The 19632-nt window shown below is 41.9% G+C and carries 16 protein-coding genes; 12 read left to right on the forward strand and 4 right to left on the reverse strand.

Features of this window, described 5'->3' with window-relative positions; translation table 11 throughout:
* Positions 1 to 477: 477 nt before the first annotated feature.
* From dnm_RS16425 to dnm_RS16440, 4 genes are all read left to right on the forward strand, one after another.
* Positions 478 to 735, forward strand: a complete 258-nt coding sequence (locus dnm_RS16425; protein WP_207678000.1) for a hypothetical protein — start codon at positions 478 to 480, stop codon at positions 733 to 735.
* Positions 736 to 881: 146 nt separating this feature from the next.
* Entirely contained in the window at positions 882 to 1718 is an 837-nt protein-coding gene (locus dnm_RS16430) for a flavodoxin family protein (RefSeq protein WP_207678001.1), read from the forward strand.
* Between the two features lie 396 nt (positions 1719 to 2114).
* Positions 2115 to 2921, forward strand: a complete 807-nt coding sequence (locus dnm_RS31315) for a DnaJ domain-containing protein (RefSeq protein ID WP_207678002.1) — start codon at positions 2115 to 2117, stop codon at positions 2919 to 2921.
* Positions 2922 to 3318: 397 nt separating this feature from the next.
* The gene (locus tag dnm_RS16440) at positions 3319 to 5985 is read left to right on the forward strand and encodes an FG-GAP-like repeat-containing protein (RefSeq protein WP_207678003.1); all 2667 of its coding nucleotides are present in this window, start codon (positions 3319 to 3321) and stop codon (positions 5983 to 5985) included.
* 161 nt (positions 5986 to 6146) lie between these two features.
* Here the strand turns inward: dnm_RS16440 and dnm_RS16445 are convergent, their stop codons facing one another.
* Positions 6147 to 6899 carry a hypothetical protein gene (locus dnm_RS16445; protein ID WP_207678004.1) on the reverse strand — a complete coding sequence of 251 codons (753 nt, stop codon included), beginning with the start codon at positions 6897 to 6899 and terminating at the stop codon, positions 6147 to 6149.
* 792 nt (positions 6900 to 7691) lie between these two features.
* Between dnm_RS16445 and dnm_RS16450 the strand changes: the two genes are divergently transcribed.
* The 6 genes from dnm_RS16450 (at position 7692) to dnm_RS16475 (ending at position 14986) form a co-directional block, all read left to right on the forward strand.
* Positions 7692 to 8123, forward strand: a complete 432-nt coding sequence (locus dnm_RS16450) for a DUF134 domain-containing protein (protein ID WP_207678005.1) — start codon at positions 7692 to 7694, stop codon at positions 8121 to 8123.
* A gap of 230 nt (positions 8124 to 8353) precedes the next feature.
* Positions 8354 to 8716, forward strand: coding sequence for a NifB/NifX family molybdenum-iron cluster-binding protein (locus tag dnm_RS16455; protein ID WP_207678006.1), 363 nt, complete (start codon positions 8354 to 8356; stop codon positions 8714 to 8716).
* Between the two features lie 96 nt (positions 8717 to 8812).
* Complete coding sequence (locus dnm_RS16460; RefSeq protein WP_207678007.1) at positions 8813 to 9658, forward strand: Mrp/NBP35 family ATP-binding protein; 846 nt, start codon at positions 8813 to 8815, stop codon at positions 9656 to 9658.
* Between the two features lie 1320 nt (positions 9659 to 10978).
* Positions 10979 to 12727: a carbon starvation CstA family protein gene (locus tag dnm_RS16465; protein WP_207678008.1), complete on the forward strand. Its 1749-nt coding sequence runs from the start codon at positions 10979 to 10981 to the stop codon at positions 12725 to 12727.
* A gap of 840 nt (positions 12728 to 13567) precedes the next feature.
* Positions 13568 to 14092, forward strand: coding sequence for a tRNA (adenosine(37)-N6)-threonylcarbamoyltransferase complex ATPase subunit type 1 TsaE (tsaE, locus tag dnm_RS16470; protein ID WP_207678009.1), 525 nt, complete (start codon positions 13568 to 13570; stop codon positions 14090 to 14092).
* Positions 14093 to 14659: 567 nt separating this feature from the next.
* A complete protein-coding gene (locus dnm_RS16475) occupies positions 14660 to 14986 on the forward strand; it encodes a hypothetical protein (protein WP_207678010.1) in 327 nt (108 codons plus the stop codon).
* Positions 14987 to 15102: 116 nt separating this feature from the next.
* On the opposite strand, the gene amrB is transcribed toward dnm_RS16475, so the two are convergent.
* On the reverse strand, positions 15103 to 15954 hold the full coding sequence (gene amrB / locus dnm_RS16480; protein ID WP_207678011.1) for an AmmeMemoRadiSam system protein B: 852 nt from the start codon (positions 15952 to 15954) through the stop codon (positions 15103 to 15105).
* Positions 15955 to 16204: 250 nt separating this feature from the next.
* Here amrB and dnm_RS16485 point away from each other — a divergent pair, with 250 nt between their 5' ends.
* Complete coding sequence (locus tag dnm_RS16485; RefSeq protein WP_207678012.1) at positions 16205 to 16357, forward strand: hypothetical protein; 153 nt, start codon at positions 16205 to 16207, stop codon at positions 16355 to 16357.
* 463 nt (positions 16358 to 16820) lie between these two features.
* Positions 16821 to 17129 (forward strand): hypothetical protein, encoded by a 309-nt coding sequence (locus dnm_RS16490; protein WP_207678013.1) that lies wholly within the window; start codon positions 16821 to 16823, stop codon positions 17127 to 17129.
* Positions 17130 to 17214: 85 nt separating this feature from the next.
* On the opposite strand, the gene lnt is transcribed toward dnm_RS16490, so the two are convergent.
* On the reverse strand, positions 17215 to 18855 hold the full coding sequence (gene lnt / locus dnm_RS16495) for an apolipoprotein N-acyltransferase (RefSeq protein WP_207678014.1): 1641 nt from the start codon (positions 18853 to 18855) through the stop codon (positions 17215 to 17217).
* Between the two features lie 17 nt (positions 18856 to 18872).
* Entirely contained in the window at positions 18873 to 19514 is a 642-nt protein-coding gene (locus dnm_RS16500) for an LOG family protein (protein WP_207678015.1), read from the reverse strand.
* Positions 19515 to 19632 lie beyond the last annotated feature (118 nt).

Genomic DNA, 19632 nt, shown 5'->3' on the forward strand with positions numbered 1-19632 from the left:
AATCTCTTTCTTTTGCTGTTTAACGAGCCAGAAAGAGATATATTCGAGGAATCTGTTACATTCCAAATACAATTATTGGATAAGTTATTTACATTTCATTTCTGAAAAAGAATAATTTTGAATATCATGCCATAAAAATATCGTTTGTGCAATAAAAATATAACTTGTTATATCAAAGTACTATAAGATTTAAACAATACTGAAAATAAAATGAGATGTTTAATTTTATCATCAATAAAAACAGAAAGATATATTTTTTAACTCTTATAATAAGCCGCATAATATCAGACAGAATGAAAAAATAATTTTCTCTGAACTGCTAATCTTGACAATAATATGGCGTGTAAGCTATGGATGTATCTGTGTGTTAAAGGAAAAATATGTGATTATATTATTTTTTTCATCATACAGAAAATTATAACAACTACATGAATTTGATTTAATAAGGATTACAAAGCATTATAAAACCAAATCCCTGTGGTTCTAATCATATCGGAAAAATATCTTTGTCAGCAATGCTACAAAGATGCCGTCCCTACGGGACTTGAAAAAAACACGGGGGCATATCTCTGCTACAAAGATGCCGTCCCTACAGGACTTGGAGAAACACGGAGGAATATCTCCGCAAAAACGCCGTGCATAGGTGTGGGAGGGGACTCTGCGGAACTCGGAAACACTTGCTACTCGTTTTCAGGCGGTATTTATGCGAATCATCGGCTGTACAGTGACACATGAGGCAGAGCCTGGGAACAAGATTTTCCTCGTTTTTGAGAATGCGAGTTGGTGGATATCCGGTGACAATACATCAGATAAGAAATCACAAGTCACAAATCACAAATTACAAATCACAAATCACAAATCACAAATCACAGGAGATATTTATGAAAAAAATTCTTGGTATTATCGCTTCTCCCCGAAACCTTGGGAACAGCGAAATGATGGTTAAAGAGATAAGCAGCCACATTCCCCTTGCCCATGAACTGAACCTGCTGAGACTTTCCGATTTTAACATCCGGCACTGCACAGGATGTTATCAATGCCTGTTCAAAAAGGAAGGATGTGTCTTAGATGATGATCTTCATATCATACAGAATGCAATTCTGGATGCTGATGCGCTCATTGTGGCTGCCCCTGCCTACTTCCTTGGCGCAAATGCCGCTCTGAAACTCCTTTTGGACAGGGGGCTCAGTTTCCTGAACCATGTTGAAAAATTATGGGGCAAACCTGCTGTGGGAATCGCTGTGGCAGGTATTGAAGGCAAAGAGGGCAGCACACTTTTAGGAATAGAAAGCTTTCTGAAACTGACAATGACAGAAGTGAAAAAAACTGCAATCGCTTATGGTGCGCTCCCGGGAGAAGTATTTTTTAATGAACAAAACAAAAAAACGGCCGCGGAATTAGGCGAATCGCTTTTTGCCCCCGCACCTGAGAAAAAAGCGTATGCCTGTCCTTTATGTGGCGGAGATACGTTCCGTTTTCTCGGAGATAACAAAGTAAAATGTATGTTGTGCAGCAATTCCGGGACAATGCGCATGGAATCAGGCTCGCCTGTGTTTGAAATAAACAAAGGTGAACATGAACTGTTTTTAACCAAAGAGGAAACCATACAACACGGTGAATGGCTCCAAAAAATGAAAGGGCGGTTTAAAGAGCAGAAGAGCAGATTAAAAGAGATAAGCATGGCGTATAAAGAAGGGGGAAACTGGATTAAGCCCTGAAAGGATCGCTAAGAAGCATAAGAGAAGTCCGTCCCTCTACTGAGTCCCGTAGGAACGGCATTTTTGTAGTAATGATATGCTCCGTGTTTCTGAGTCCTGTGGGGACGGCATTTTTTATGGTAATGATCTGTGTACAGGACAACAAAAGAAACCCGGCTTTTTCCGGCACGAGGAAATCATTCTGTCCGAGAAAAAAGCCGGGTTTCTTCCCCTGTTCAACTTTTTCTCCTGTACACAGGGCAATGAAATTCCCCGTATTTTTGAGTCCTGTTTTACAGCCCGGATATGCCGTCCCTACGGGATTCAGGAGAGGGGCGGACTCTCTTATGCTATAAATATGCGGTCCCTACGGGACTTTTCATTTTCGACCACGCTATTTTAAAGAGGATACATATCATGGAAAAGGATTATTACCAGATTTTAGGGGTGGGGCAGAATGCTGAGACAAAGGAAATAAAAGAAGCCTATCGTCAAATGGCTTTTAAATACCATCCGGATCGAAATACGGAAAATCCGGACGCGGCTGAAAAAATGAAAGCCGTGAACGAAGCTTATGCAGTGCTTTCTGACCCGTCAAAAAAAAGAGAATATGATTCACTCAGACAGCAGTTCGGTAATTCCGCCTACAATCAGTTCAGAAAAACCTATTCTGATCAGGATATTTTCAGTGGTTCGGATATTAATCAAATTTTCGAGGAAATGGCAAAAGCCTTTGGTCTCCGAGGGTTTGATGATATTTTTAAGGAATTTTACGGCCAGGGATATCGGACAACCTTTGAATTTAAAAGTACGGGCCTTTTCAGCGGCGATTTTATCTTTTCCGGGAATTTTGGTAAAAAAGAAAACAAATCTGCGGAACAACCTCCCAAAATCAGCTACCTTAACAAGCTTTCCCGATTTGTTATAGAAAAAGTTACTGGTGTCGAACTTCCTGAGAACGGGGCCGATCTGACCGATATGATTCTCTTATCCCCTCAGCAGGCTCAGGAAGGAGGGCCTTACGCATACTTTCATAAGAAAAAGTCCAAAAAGCTGGTGGTGAAAATCCCCCCGGGTATCAGGGAAGGGCAACATATCCGCCTCTCCGGAATGGGAGAAGATGGGAAAGGCGGAGGAAATCCGGGAGATTTGTATCTGAAAGTTCAGATCAGAAAGCCTTTTATTCAGAAAGTACAGGATTTCATCTTTGGGCCTCACAAATAACAAAGTGTCAGACGTTTCGATGTCAGAGATAGAGCTGACGAATTATTTTTATAGCTAGTTTTATTATGTAAAATATTATAAAATATGGTTATAAGAGACCAATATCACAGATTAAAATATTTGTGCAATCCTCCCGAGCGTGCGAATTTAAGATTCGGACGCTTTTATTTTGCCTAAATAATTTGAACAATAAAAACAGAATTTTAATAATTAAAAACCGATTCCGAACTAAAAATTCGACATTATTTTTCGCTTTTAATGAGACAGCAAAGTGTAAGATATTACGATATAAGGGTGTAACAGTATTATTATAAATCATCAGATTTTTATGCCCTGTGAAGCTGCGGAATCTGACAGGTCATATTACTTCTAACTTATTTTTCAGGAGGAAATACGAATGACTGACAAAAAAGATAAATTATTACAAGGCGTATTCAATAAATCTTTGCCTTATCTGTTTCTTATTTTTTGGCGCGTGTGGCTTGTAATCCTATTCGCGGCAGGGGTTACAGGGGGCATATCTGCTTCACCTGCCTATGCGTTGCTTATTGAAAATGTCTCGCCTTCGCCAAATACCCTTAAAGTGAGTACCAGTGCCAACATTGTTGTGAGCTTTAACAAAGATATTTCACCCGCGACAGTTGACGGCAAATTGTTTATAAACGGTTCAGTTTCCGGCTCACACCAGACCACTGCCAAACCCTCAGGCAAAAAGGTTACTTTCGATCCTGTTACCAATTTTGTTATTGGTGAAATGGTGACAGTGACATTGACAACAGGTATAAAAAGCACGGCCGGTGATTCCCCGGAATCCGCCAAGACATGGCAATTTTTCACGACTGGCTCCCAAAATACAAATCCCTATTTTTTTGACAGCAGTCAAAGCCTGAATTCATCCGGTGGCGTGGCTTTCGGAGATGTTGACAATGACGAAGATATCGACGTTGTGCTTGCAAATACCGGAACGACCAGGGTATGGTTAAATAATAATGAGGGAATATTTGCTGACAGCGGCCAGAATTTGGACGCAGGCGCTGACGTCGTTCTCGGAGATGTTGACGGTGACGGTGATCTCGATGCCGTGCTTGCAGCGAGTCCGAACACAAAAATATGGCTGAATAATGAAGGAATATTCACAGACAGCGAGCAGACCCTGGGGCCGGGCATCCGTGTGGTTCTCGGAGATATTGACGGCGACGGCGATCCCGATGCTGTCATTGCAAATTCGAGTGAAGACAGCACGGTGTGGAAAAACAACGGAGGAAGCTTTACTGACAGCGGGCAGACACTGGCTTCGGTCAGTGACATAGCCCTGGGTGATGTGGATGATGACGGTGATCTTGATGCGGTGGTTGTAAATTCAGCCGGAGGCAGCACAGTCTGGATGAATCAGGGCGGAATATTTAGCGAGAGCGATGAAAACCTCGGTTCAGGCTCGGGAGTGGCTCTCGGCGATTTTGACGGGGACGGCGATCCTGATATTTTTGTGGCAAACAGCAGTGTCAGCAAAGTATGGTTAAATGACGGAGGAACCTTTGCAGACTCTGATCAGAGCCTGGGGTCATGCACTGATGTGGCACTGGGAGACCTTGACGGAGACGGATATCTTGATGCCGTGTCAGCGGGAAGTTCCGCCACCGTTTGGATAAACAATGGGGAAGGAATTTTTACCAAAATTGAAAACAGCAAAAGACCAAGCGAATCAGGCTCCGGGGCGGCAGTGGGAGATATTAGCGGTGACGGTCTTCTCGATATTATCCTAGCGAATTCGAGTTCTGCCAGAGTGTGGCTGAACAACACGCCTCCGAAAATTAAAGAAGGTGGAAACACCACAGAAGCCATGGAGGAAAACGGTCCTCCGATTATTGTGACGCTTAACGCCAGTGATTCTGATGGCAGCGCGCTGAGTTGGCAGATTATCACCTCTCCCCGGCATGGTACGGTCAGCGGGGGCGGTGCAGGTTCATCTGTTTCCGTGACCTATGACTCGGATACGGATTACACGGGAAATGATACGTTTGTGGTTCAGGTCAGTGACGGTCTTGACACCGCTGAAATTACTGTTACGGTGAATATCGGAACCATTCCGCCCGTGATTGAGCCGGATGAGGACTCTGTCAGCGTTGTGATGGATGAAGACAGTTTTCCCCAGGAATTCAGCCTGGAACTGAGAGCCAGCACACCCAGAAAGCCCGGGGACATGATGACTTGGAGTATTATCACAGTTCCCAGACATGGAACAGCCAGCATCATTGGTGGCAATACCGACAATCCTGTGAGTTTTGATTACAAGCCGGACGAAAATTTTGATAAAACAGACAGCTTTGTGGTTCAGGTTACAAATTCCAAGGGCGAAACCGACACGATCACTGTTTATGCTGATATTACGTCTTATAATGACTCGCCTAAGATTACCGGGCAGAAGATTCTGAAAACTGAGGAGAAAAGACCCCTGTCCATCGAATTGTATGATCTGATGGTAACGGATCCGGACAGCTTTTTTCCAGGCGATTTTACCCTGACGGTTCAGGACGGGGAAAATTATACCCGTTCAGGCAACACCATAACCCCTGTTGACGGCTTTGTTGACGATATTCTCTATGTGCCGGTGATCGTCAATGACAGCAAACTTGACAGCAATGTATTTGATCTCGAAGTTGATGTTCGTCCCTTTGGCGAACTCACGGCCGAGGAAAATGGAGATATAGATGGTAACGATAAAATTGAGATCAAAGATGCACTCCTGGCACTTTGGATTATGACGGAAACAGATCCAAATGACCCTGCCCTTGATCCTGATCTGAATTTGGATGCTGATATCAACGGAGATGGCAGAATCGGCTTAGAGGAGATCATCTTTATTTTAAATTCGCTTCGTCCCGGAGACATTAATGGGAGCGGACGAGTTGATGTGAAAGATGCTGTCCTGGCGCTTCAGATCCTGACAGGAACGGCCCCGGGTGATGTTTCTGTCAATCTGAACGCGGATGTCAACGGAGATGACAAGATCAGCATACAAGACGTTATTTTTATATTAAAATTAATAGGGATGTCAGATTCATGAACATCCGTTGTCACAGCTTTCTAATTATAACGGATTTGGGGGAGAACATAACTTTCTGAAATTATCAGATCAGAACATGCTGTTCTCTCCGAATGTCATTCCGGGAAAAACTGGTGCGTTGTTCGATTTGCAATGCCACGAAGGCACAAAAACACGAAGTCTCACAAAGGCTCTCTGTGTCTCCCTGTCTTTGCGGCGGCATTCTCTTTCCGGTTAAAAAAAAAGCCGCACACGGTCCGGCTTTCTGAGAATGTCACGGTTTTCCCCGGAATGGTGTGGCCTCCCCTGAATCCATTATAATCAGCAGTTTTTTTTTCAAGCCCACGAATTTTTTCCGGAGTGCAAAAATAGAGCGAAGCGGTTTTTTGCATAAGCCCACGAATTTTTTCCGGAGTGCAAAAATAGAGCGAAGCGGTTTTTTGCATAAGCTCACGAATTTTTTCCGGAGTGCAAAAATAGAGCGAAGCGGTTTTTTGCATAAGCTCACGAATTTTTTCCGGAGTGCAAAAACAGAGCGAAGCGGTTTTTTGCATAAGCTCACGAATTTTTTCCGGAGTGCAAAAACAAAGCGAAGCGGTTTTTTGCATAAGCTCACGAATTTTTTCCGGAGTGCAAAAACAGAGCGAAGCGGTTTTTTGCATAAGCCCACGAATTTTTTCCGGAGTGCAAAAAACAGAGCGAAGCGGTTTTTTGCATAAGATCACGAATTTTTTCCGGAGTGCAAAAAACAGAGCGAAGCGGTTTTTTGCATAAGCCCACGAATTTTTTCCGGAGTGCAAAAAACAGAGCGAAGCGGTTTTTTGCATAAGCCCACGAATTTTTTCCGGAGTGCAAAAATAGAGCGAAGCGGTTTTTTGCATAAGCCCACGAATTTTTTCCGGAGTGCAAAAACAGAGCGAAGCGGTTTTTTGCATAAGCTCACAGGCAAAAAATCAGACCAAAATTTTTTGGGAGAATGCCCAAAAACGCTTCGTTCTGTTTTTGCTCTTTTTTTTGTCCCAAAAATTTTTTAATATGCTGATAGTTCGAAATAATTTGCAAAATTATTCCCCAGGCAAAAAACCGTGAACTGCTTTTCAGATTCTGTGAAGAATGCTTGATTTTAAATAATTTTATGTTGTTTGAGGAGATGACTTTGAACCTGTCAGAAGCGTTGAATGTGACCCGGACAGCACATGGCTCACCTGTCTGAATCTTGACTAACAGATTAAAAAGATTATTATGATTCTTTCATTATGTAATCGGTCCCTGAATCAGATGAATCAGGGCTCGGATGACTGATGTCAGGGAAGCGATCCCCGGATAAAAGCGAAACTACTACACAACCAAATAAATTCTGAGGGGTAAGTACCGCCGAGGTTTTGGAAACCTCGGAGGTCTGATGTCCTGTTTATCCGTCAGAATTAATTTGGTCGGGTAACTACTACAACAACTTGGAAATCCGTCTCCCTCCGGCGCTTAATAAATTAAGGGGGTTATCCCCGGAACAGGGGGGGACGAACTTGTAAGTTGCTGTACTACGCTAAAGCGCATCACGATGGATTGAAGTGGGTTATGAGAAGATATGGAATAATGAAATATATTGAAGCTTGCATGAGTAAGGAGAATAAACACCGGATAAAAGAATTTTGAGAAATTGTCTTGACAATGTGGATTAAAGTAATTAAATTTCATCTTCTGAGTATAATCTCATAAAAGGAGAATTCATGGTAAGACCCAAAAAAAATCGTATTGTCGCGTTCAATCCGGAGATCAGTTATTTCAAGCCAAGAGGTATCCCGATGGTTGAACTGGAAGAAGTTCACCTTACTGTTGATGAGCGTGAAGCCATACGCCTTTCTGATCTTCTTGGCATGCCCTATGAAGAAGCAGGCCGTGAAATGGGAATATCCAGAGCCACTTTCGGACGGATTATCCAACATGCACGAAAAATTGTCGCGGATGCCCTGATCAACGGAAAGGCCATTAATATCGAAGGTGGAAATTATACCATTGCTGATGAAATGCGAATATTCATATGTGAAAAATGCAATCACAAATGGGTAGAAGCCTGGGGAACCGGAAGACCTCAGAAATGCCCTTCATGTAATCATGAATATTTTCAGCGTGTTCCGGAAAAAAAAACAGCTCAGACATAAGGTTTTAGTTAAAAAATTTTTGGGGTGTTGTTGAATTTTGCGGTTAAATATGTCCGCACGGCAACATATCCAAAACATTAGAACGGAGTTCTGTCCCGCTGTGAAGAAGAACGCTTTCCTGAATTTTACCTGAAAATCCAGGAATAATACAGATCAGACTGTCCAAGCCAAGTTTTTTTCAAGGAACTGGTTTCTCAAAAAATTATTAAAAAAATTAAGGAGATAAAATTATGAAAATTGGGATTACATCAACAGGCAAAGATTTGTCATCTGAACTGGACCCGCGATTTGGAAGAGCCAGCTATTTCCTTATCGTTGACCCTGAGACAATGGCTTTTGAGGTGATTGAAAACACACAGAATCTCAACCTTCCGCAAGGAGCGGGGATACAGGCAGGCAAAACCATTGTTGATAATCATGTGGATGTGCTGATTACAGGCAACTGCGGTCCCAAAGCGTTTATGGTATTGGAGAGCGCCGGTGTAAAAATCATAACCGGTGCAAAAGGCCGGGCTGAAGATGTTCTTTCATTATATAAAAAAGGCCAGTTAGAATCTGCCCGGGGAGCCAATGTGGAAGGACATTGGGTGTAGAAATTGAGAATTGAAAATTGAGAATTGAAAATTGAGAATTGAAAAATGAGAATTGAAAGTTTTTTCAATTCTCATTTTTAAATATAAGGGGGTATTATGGTAGAATTACAACAAGGGGGAACCTGTGATGCAGCCAAACAAAAAAAAATAGCTGATCAGGATGCTGCTGTAAAAGGTTCTTTGGAAAAAATTAAAAATAAATTCATTGTAATGAGCGGCAAAGGCGGGGTGGGAAAAACAAGCGTATCTGTTAATGTTGCCATTGCCTTGGCAAAAAAAGGGCATAAAGTGGGAATCATGGATGTTGATATTCATGGGCCTGATGTGCCAAGAATGCTGGGTATCCAGGGAATGCTCGGACTGAACGGAGACAGGAAACTTGTCCCTATGAAGTATTCGGAAAACCTGGGAGCAGTTTCAATTGAATCTCTCAGCGCAAGCAAAGATGACGCGATTATATGGCGAGGTCCCGTCAAGCATGGCGTGATCAAACAATTTATCGGGGATGTGGAATGGGGTCAGCTTGATTATCTGATTATTGACGCCCCTCCCGGCACAGGAGATGAGCCCCTTACCGTTGCCCAGGTCATTCCCGATGCAAAGGCAATTATTGTCACGACTCCCCAGGAAGTGGCCCTCGGAGATGTCAGGAAATCCATTAATTTCTGTAAAACTGTAAATATGGATATTTTCGGACTGATAGAGAATATGAGCGGTTTTTCCTGCCCTCACTGCGGCAAAGATATTAGGCTGTTCGGATCAGGCGGGGGAGAAAAAACAGCCTTGTCAGCAGGCGTGGTATTTTTGGGCAGAATTCCTTTTGATCCCAATGTGGTTGCATGCGGAGACTCCGGAACTTCTTTTCAGGAAACTTATACAGATTCACCGGTGACAAAAGCTTTTGCTCATACTGCGCAAAAAATGTCCGAACTCCTGTCATAACATGATTTTACAATGCCTTTGCCAAACAGAAAAGAGACTGCTACGGTTTTGTAAAAATTTGTAATATGGACTTTAATTCGTAGGGTGGGGTTCTGCCTGGGGTGATGAAAATGTTTCCAAGGCTCTGAAAAAGCTGATCCCGTTTTTGTTCCCCGCATTTTTTAACTGCCTGATTTTTAAGTCATAAAAAATTTGCGGAATAAAAATGGGATCGCAATTGTCAGCCCGGTTTGTGACATTTTCATCACCCCAGGTTCTACCCCACCACAGCTATGGCATGACTCATTTGATAAGATAGAAAAAAGGGTGTGTCCCACCTTTTACACAAAACGGGTCGTCTCCCGCCTTCGGTCGGAATGAGGATGCCGCAGGCGGAATATCAGCTCATTATGCCGAAAATGCTGACAAAAAATGCTTTCCGTCCGGCACCTGCGAAATCCGGTCTCCCCCGGCGGACAGATATGTGACATCCGCCTGTGCAAAAGGCGGGATATCATTTAAAAGTCTGAATATATTTCCAATTGTCATTTCCGAGTCACAGCGTGATCCGAAGCGGCAAAATCTGAAATCCGCTCTCTGTGTAAAAGGTGGGACACACCCGCAAAAAATGAATGGCTTATTTCCAATAAACAAAGCTTTAAGAAAATTTTTTTGTATCTCTTTAATCGGGTCAAGCCATAGGTATAAAAAAACTCAAACGGGCATCAAAATTTTTCATATTAACTCTTAATTTTACTAAAGTATAACAGGTTTTTATTTCTACCTATTGTGTTATCAATAAGTTACAGATCATATTTTAGACAGATTTACTTCAAGTTGCTGATAATATTTGTCTAAGGTTAGGTTTTAATTAAATCAGCCATGACATAATTCGGACATCTGAGAGAAATTTTTCGGTTTTCTGAGGGATTTCCATGATTACTTTTTGCGCTTATTTTCATATCATATATATCTTTAAATAAAAGATATTTTTATCAAAATCCGTATATTATAAGTAATACATAAGTAATTCGAAGTCCGCCGGACAAATAAAGACGGAGGAAAATCTCAGGATTTTCATCCGGGGCTGTTTCGATTTTAACTGTCCGTAAAATAAAATAATATTAATATATCATTTAAAATAAGCAACTTGCACTAAAATTACCCGAAATATGGTTCATAACCAATTGAAAATATAACATGTAGAATTATAAAGCCGATATACTTTAGTTGATTTTAGGGTTGCTTTATTAAAGCTCAACCCTAATTTTTAGATTTGATGATGTAACTACTCTCCGGGGTAGGGATTCTTTATTAATTTTTATAAATTTAGGAGGTTGTGTGAATTCTTTAGTTTTGGCTTTATTGGTCATGATAGGATACATAATTGCTTACCATACTTACGGAAAATTTATGGCACGCAAAATTTTCCAAATTAATCCCGATGCTATCTGTCCGAGTAAAGCACTCCAGGACAATCATGACTTTGTTCCCACTAAAAAGGAGATGCTTTTTGGTCATCATTTTACTTCTATCGCCGGCCTCGGCCCTATTGTCGGACCTGCCATTGCAGTTATTTGGGGATGGATTCCTGCTATGATCTGGATATTTGTAGGTTCCATTTTTTTCGGTGCCGTGCATGATTTTAGTTCCCTTATTATATCCATGAGGGCTGAGGGCAGATCAATTGGCGATGTAGCATCCGATATAGTTAATAAAAGGGTCAGAACTCTTTTTTTATTGATAATTTTTTTTGAGCTTTGGTTAGTGATAGCTGTTTTTGCCCTTATCATAGGTCTTCTTTTTAACATGTATCCGATAGCCGTAATTCCGGTATGGTTTGAAATTCCAATTGCTATTTATCTTGGTCATCTGTTTTATAAAAAGGGGGTAGATATTTTATGGCCGAGTATTGCTGCTGTATTTGTAATGTATATAACCGTGGCAATTGGGGCTTATTTACCCATTGACCTCCAAGCTATATTTGGTATGAGTAAGCAGGCTTCGATTATATTCTGGATACTTATGGTTCTTATTATTGATGCGTGGCTGGCTTCGAGTCTGCCTGTACAAACCCTGCTTCAACCCAGGGATTTTATAAACTCTCATCAACTTGTAATTGCCATGTTTCTGCTTGGTCTTGGTGTCGTTGTCGCTCATCCTGCGATTGTTGCCCCTGCTGTAAATGCTTCTCCTAAGGGCGCACCGGCACTATTGCCTTTTCTTTTTGTAGTACTGGCCTGTGGCGCTATTTCAGGATTCCACAGCGTTGTAAGTTCCGGAACTTCATCAAAACAATGTGATTCCGAAACAAACTCACTATTTATTGGTTATGGCAGTATGCTTTGGGAAGGCTTTCTTGCTACTCTGGCAGTGATAGCTGTAGCTGCCGGAATTGGCCTTGGAATGCCGTGCGGCGGAGAAACTTTATTCGGAGCCGAAGCTTTTAACTGCCATTACATAGACTGGCAAGCTGCCCAGGGACTGGGTTCAAAGCTCGGAGCTTTTGTGCAGGGTTCGGCTAACATGATTGAAAGCTATGGTATACCTGCAAAAATAGCACTTTCCGTAATGGCTGTATTTATTGTTTCATTTGCAGCTACAACAGTTGATACTGCTACCCGTATTCAGCGTTATGTTATCGTTGAACTTGCAAATGCCTATAATTTCAAGCCATTAAAAAAACGACAGGCTGGAACTGCATTTGCGGTTATTTCAGCAGGAATTTTGGCTTTTTATGATGGCAGCGGTAAAGGAGCTTTAAAACTTTGGCCTCTTTTTGGATCCGTAAATCAGCTTCTTGCCGGTCTGGCTCTTCTTGTTGCAACAATTTATCTTGCAAAGCGCAGGGTGAAAATTGCTTATACCGGAATTCCAATGATTTTTATGATTTTCATAACAGGATGGGCCATGATTCTCAATATTCAAAAATTCTTCAGTTCATCTAACTGGCTTCTTTTCATAATTGGAGTTCTCGTATTTATATTAGAAATTTGGATGATTATAGAAAGTGTGATTGTTCTGAAAGATGTTTATGGAAAATCAGAGGAAGAAAAATTTGTAACAGCAACAAGTGGGATTGATAATTAACCCTGCAACGCTATTTAATCAAAAACGACACCTTGGACCGTCTATCCTTAGAGCAGTAAGGATTTGCAAGGATATTTCGTTTTAACAATAGCTGAAGCAGGTTGGAAAAAATTGCTTCGAAATTCAGGAGCAACTTGCTGAAAATACAAGCCCTGATTTTTAAATCGAAACATCAGCGCAAACACACGGCTATATGAGTTTTGCGACAAGAAGGTGTTGCTTTTGAATATTTATAAATATTAGCTTGCTTTATAATGTATGGCATGCCAAACTATCTCAGAAATTCTTAAACAGAGGAGGAGTGCCATGCTACCCAACTACCTAAATTGAGCGATTCTCTGAGTTGAATGTAACTCTCATTCACTAATATCAATGAATCAGCAATTTTTACACAATCACCCAATGGGTGATAGCATGAAAATCGACAAAATCAAGCATATCAACGTATCAACAAATTTTGCTGAAAAGAATCGCTCAACTTACGGCATGGCTCATTTGATAAGATACAAAAAATGAATGGCTTATTTCCAATAAACAAAGCTTTAAGGAAATTTTCTTGTATCTCTTTAATCAGGTCAAGCCATAACTATGGTGGGGTAGAACCCCATATGCATCAGGCTAAGAATGCCGGACGGGGTTTGCAACCCCGTCCGAAACGTTTGTTTTCGGGGGTCGGAAAATATTTCGGACGGGGTTGCAAACCCCGTCCGGCAGATCACGGATTAATAAAAACAATGAGTTACGATCTTAGCCTGATGCATATGGGGTAGAACCCCACCCTACGAATTGCGGATTCGAAGACAGTTCTTTTTTAGCCCGTAACCTTTATGTCTTATTTAAATGATAAAGAAACAGCTTCAGATAACAACACTTTCCCTTGAAGAAACTCAGCTCCTGGGACAAAAAACAGGTGAACTGATCAATGGCGGGACCGTTATCGCGCTCACCGGGGACCTTGGCAGCGGAAAGACTTCTTTTATTCAGGGATTGGCCAAAGGGCTCGGAGTTCCGAATGAATATTATGTCACAAGCCCTAGTTATACGCTGATAAATGAATATCCGGGCAGATGCCCGCTGTTTCATGCTGATCTTTACCGTCTTGAACACGTTGAGGATATTGAAGAAATCGGCCTTTATGAAATCCTTGACAGTGAGGAGGGTGTGGTTGCTATCGAATGGGCGGACAAGTTCAGGGAAATCTTACCCGATCATATTGCCATACATCTTGAGATAGCAGATGATGAATCGCGAAAAATCTCTATTTCTGCGGACAGCCCTGAGAATATCACACTGACAGAACGTATTTCCGATATTTATAATCAGCAGATCGAAAAAATTTCGAGATCAAAAGGAGTGCAAAAATAGAGCGAAGCGGTTTTTTGCATACGCCGCAAAAGGTTTCTGCAAAAAACCGCTTCGCTCTATTTTTGCACTCCGGAAGGGTTTCTGCAAAAAACCGCTTCGCTCTATTTTTGCACTCCGGAAAAGGTTTTCGAGCTGCTGATAATGCGAAGCGGTTTTTTGCATACGCCGCAAAAGGTTTCTGCAAAAAACCGCTTCGCTCTATTTTTGCACTCCGGAAGGGTTTCTGCAAAAAACCGCTTCGCTCTATTTTTGCACTCCGGAAAAGGTTTTCGAGCTGCTGATAATGCGAAGCGGTTTTTTGCATACGCCGCAAAAGGTTTCTGCAAAAAACCGCTTCGCTCTATTTTTGCACTCCGGAAGGGTTTCTGCAAAAAACCGCTTCGCTCTATTTTTGCACTCCGGAAAAGCTTTTCGAGCTGCTGATAATGCGAAGCGGTTTTTTGCATACGCCGCAAAAGGTTTCTGCAAAAAACCGCTTCGCTCTATTTTTGCACTCCGGAAGGGTTTCTGCAAAAAACCGCTTCGCTCTATTTTTGCACTCCGGAAAAGGTTTTCGAGCTGCTGATAATGCGAATCGGTTTTTTGCATACGCCGCAAAAGGTTTCTGCAAAAAACCGCTTCGCTCTATTTTTGCACTCCGGAAGGGTTTCTGCAAAAAACCGCTTCGCTCTATTTTTGCACTCCGGAAGGGTTTCTGCAAAAAACCGCTTCGCTCTATTTTTGCACTCCGGAAGGGTTTCTGCAAAAAACCGCTTCGCTCTATTTTTGCACTCCGGAAAAGGTTTTCGAGCTGATGATAATGCGAAGCGGTTTTTTGCATACGCTGCAAAAGGTTTCTGCAAAAAACCGCTTCGCTCTATTTTTGCACTCCGGAAAAGCTTTTCGAGCTGCTGATAATGTTCTGATCAGGAATATCAAACAGTTCCCGCCTTTCATGTTATGTTCTTCCTATCCCAAATCCCGAATCCTGAATCCTGAATCCCAAACCCCGAATCCCAAATCCCAAATTTTCAAAACACGATTCCCACATACCCCACAAAGCTGTCTCCGGGATGTTTGTCATAGCTGCTGGCATAAGCAATGGATTCTGCCCGGTCCGCGCCCAGGTGTTTCGCAGTGGCAATGGCGGTTGCCGCGGCCCCGGCACAGCAGGCGTTCTGGCTTTTCAAGGCTTCGTTGATGACTCCCAAAGGATCCATAGCAAGCATTTTATCAATAATTCTGCGGTCATTTTCATTACGCACCCAGTCAATGGCTCCTGAACCTGTTCCTTTGGGCGTAAACCCATAATTAAGACCGTAATGAGTAAGGTCAGTGGAACCAATAACTTTCATTTGCAGACCCAGGCGGGTTGAAATCTCTGCAACCGCCCTTCCGATTTCAAGGGAACTTGCCGCGGGAGGCACGCCTATGGGAATGATTCTCACATCTTCAAAAAAATATTTTATAAACGGAAGCTGAAGTTCAATGGTATTGTCCTGGGTGAACCTCTGAGCGGTTTCAATTTTAAACGTAAATTTTTGGGTGAGTTCATCTGCCAGGGATTTTTCGATCTGAATCTCGCCGAACGGGGTTTCCCATGCGCCTTCTGTCATAATATAACAAGGAGAGCCCGGCCCAAGGTGCATTCCGAAAACAACAATAACATCCGGTGGTTCTTCTTCTGCAAGACAATGAATGACGTTGCAGGCGATACTGCCTGAAAAATACCATCCGGCATGAGGTACAATTCCTCCGCTCAGCGTTCTGTCTGAAGTGAGTCTGACTTCACCTGCTTTAAGGAAATTATTAATTTCCTTTTCACATTCAGCCGCGTTCCCCGGGTACCAGGTTCCTGCAAAAACTGATCTTCTTGCATTCATGGATATCCCTCCTTTTTTAAATGAGTTAAGACCTCTCAGGTTTTGAAGTTTCAGAAAAAAGAGATCGCCCGATATTACACAAATATACTGATTATAACGGATTTAGGGGAGGGCCGACCAAGCCCTGTAAGGGCGGCATATTTGTAGTAATTTAGGCAATTCCGAACGGATCCGGAGTGCAAAAATTTTATTTTTGCGCCTGCGAAAAAGCATTTTTCGCACTCCGGAGAAAATATCGGAAAACCCGCTTATGCTTAAGTCAGCCGTATTGCCCCCCCCTGCCAGGCCCCGTAAGGGCGGCATATTTTCAGCAAACCTGCTGTTGCAAATATGCCGCCCTTACGGGGTCTGGTCGGCCCGGCATGATGAATGCTACAAATATGTCGCGTCCACGGGGCTTTAACAGCCTCCCCTAAATCCGTTATAATCAAAAAATAAAATAGAAACATATCCAGTGGCTTTATTCAATATTTTTTTGGGAAACTGGAGGTTTCTCGTGAGTATTTATATGAAAATTAATAAAGTTAAGAGTTCTTTCATGTTTCGTTGTAAGCGAACCGCTCATGACCGTTTATTTGAACTTCCCTTTACTGAGGATATTTTTCTTGCATATAAGCTGATATTATAGTAAAAATTTTCTGTGTTTTTTCATACAGGTGTCAGGTGTCAGGCGTTAACTATCAGAAAAAACACTGAAAATTTCATATTTTCTTGCCACCGAAAAACCATGGCTGTCTGAAAAAAAGCGTCAGGAGGGATGTAAAGAATTTATCAGGTTGTTGTAATTAGAAACAAAGGGCTAATCTGTATGTTGACTCTCCTTTTTTGAGTTTCAACTGATTTTTATTAAGAAAGGGTGATTTGCAATGAGAGATAAAATAATAAAATTTATCATAGTGATGCTTGTTTGCGGCAGTGTATATTTCCTGCTGACCAATCATATCATATTTTATACAGGCGGCGAAGAACTCCAGTGGGAAATATTGCCAAAAACAACCATCAGTTTTGAAGAGACATTCGTAAGTTTGGAAACAGGTGAGTACGGAGGTCTTAAAAGCATTCTGGAAAAAGGCACATTACAGGAAGACGGTCTCGGAGCTATTCTTGTGGAATGGGAGCTTATATCTGAGGACGGGTTGCGTCGTTTGGAAGAAGAAATCGCTGCTGAAGAATAACTAAGTTTTTATTTTAATAATATCAGGAAAATTTCATACAAAGATTCTGTCTTTTAAAAAAGTCAGAATCTTTTTTTTTGGACATTCACTTTAAAAATATTTTTCGCCTGCGGAGCCATTCGGATATTTTTGAAATTGGAAACTGAAAAACTGAAACAAGCAGAGTGATGACAAGGCAAATCATGGCAAACAGATCTCCGAAACAGGTATAAAATGTTTTTTGGTTCAGCACCGGAACAGAACAAGTCATAACCGCATCTTCAAAAAGCGGGGTGGTGCTGATAACTCTGCCCGCAGGGTCGGCAAATCCGCTGATACCCGTGTTGGCTGACCGTATTAAGGACCGCTTGTTTTCCACTGCTCTGAATATGGTCATGGAAAAATGCTGATACGGCGCGCTGGTGTTGCCATACCATGCGTCATTGGTAATATTGATCAGCAATCCCGCGTTATTCTTTGCCATCATCCGGGAAAGATTTGGGAAAATAATTTCATAGCAGATTTGCAGACCCAGGCTGTAATTATCAAACGGAATTGTGTTACCCTCTTTTCCTTGTGTGAAATCACCGACATGCTCCACAATTTTACCCAGAAAAGGCAGCCACTTTTTTAATGGAACATATTCTCCGAACGGAACCAGATGGGTCTTGTCATATTGCCCGGAAATCGTTCCGTCCGGGTTTATCAGATAAACGCTGTTATAGTATTCTGTGTGATTTTTGTGCATAAAGGACGGGCTTCCGATCAGGAAGCCTGCCCCGGTTTTTTGCATGCCTTTTAAAACCATTTCAGTCAGTTTGACATTATACAGAAAATAAAAAGGTGTGGCAGTTTCAGGCCATACCACAAGGTCAGGATTATCTTTTCTGGCAGAAAAAGACAAATCAATATATTTTTGTATGGTCTCCATTCGAAATTCAGGGTCCCATTTTTTTGCCTGATCAATATTTCCCTGGACAATTGTAACCCGTGCGGACGGAGCATCAGAGATCATTTCATCAACGGAACTTACACGATATTTTCCATAAGACCAGACCACGCTGAAAACAAAGACAAATGTAAATGCTGATATGGCTGCAACACGTTTTGAAATTGTCATTCCCTGCCATTCTTTCCCTGTCAGACAAAGAAATATCAGAAAAATTGAGCTGTTGGATAAAATAATCAGAAAAGACACACCATATACGCCCAATATATCTGAAATCTGTATCAGATACAGATTGTTAAACTGGGAATATCCCATCAGTTCCCAAGGAAATCCTGAAAAAAGAAATGAGCGCACATATTCCAATGAGACCCATAAGACAGGGATCAAGGTAAAACCCGCAACAGGTTTGGAAAACAGCCTGATGATCCCTGTTGAAAAAACAGCCACATAAAGGGCAAGATACGCGGAGAAAAGGAACAGTACAGGCACACTCACATATAAAGGAAGGCCTCCATATGTTTTCATTGTATAAGCAAGCCAGTAAGTAAGGGTGAGATAATGGACAAGTCCTGTGACAAAGCCAAGACGAAATCCGTCCTTTAAAGAGACATTCTTTAATGCCAGCAGTAACGGAACAATGGCAAACCAGGCAAACCCGGCAATGCCGGTCTTGGGAAAAGCGCCGGTCAGCAGCAAACCGCTTGACACAGCTAAAATGAAATTGAAAATTGAAAATTGAAAATTGAAAATTGGTTTTGAATGCCAAATGTCGGGCCTATGTCCTGATTTTATTTTCATGTTTGGAATGTCCAATTTTAAATTTTCACCGTCTTTTTTACGGCCCTTATAATTTCATCAGGCTCGTCAGCAACTTGTAAGATATTCATATCCTGAGGAGATATCCGCTTTTCAGCGAGGGGGGCGGATTTAATCCACTCCATGAGCCCTGACCAATAATCAGAACCGACCAGGATGACCGGAAGCGGCTTTATGCAACGGATTTGAACAAATGCAACTGTTTCGAAAAGTTCATCCAGCGTTCCGAAGCCTCCCGGCATGATGATATAGGCCATTGCATATTTGATGAGCATCACTTTGCGGATAAAGAAGTAGTTAAAATCAAATCTGACATTGGCATATGGATTGGGTTCCTGTTCGACAATATTCAGGCCCACGGAAGTTCCTCCGGCTTGGGCCGCGCCTTTGTTTGCTGCCTCCATGATACCGCCTCCGCCACCGGTAAGAACGGTAAATCCGTTTTTTACCAAAAGCCCGGCCAGTTTTTCAGTTTTTTTATAAACAGGATCATCGGGTTGGATTTGGGCAGACCCGAAAATACTCACGGCCGGCCCCAATTCATGAAGCCTTTCAAAGCCTTTCAAAAATTCCCTCATAATTTTGAAAAGTTGCCATGCTTCGCCTTTTTTAAAGGCATTAATTAAAAATTGTTTTTTCATTCGCTCCCATATCACTTATCGTTTTTACATAAATAACTTACCGTAATTATAAAACATATCCAAATATAAAAAATATCACCTATTTGCTGTCTTGTCAATGATTTCACATTGACATCTG

The sequence above is a fragment of the Desulfonema magnum genome, from assembly GCF_017377395.1.
Classification (GTDB): Bacteria; Desulfobacterota; Desulfobacteria; order Desulfobacterales; family 4be13; genus Desulfonema_C; species Desulfonema_C magnum.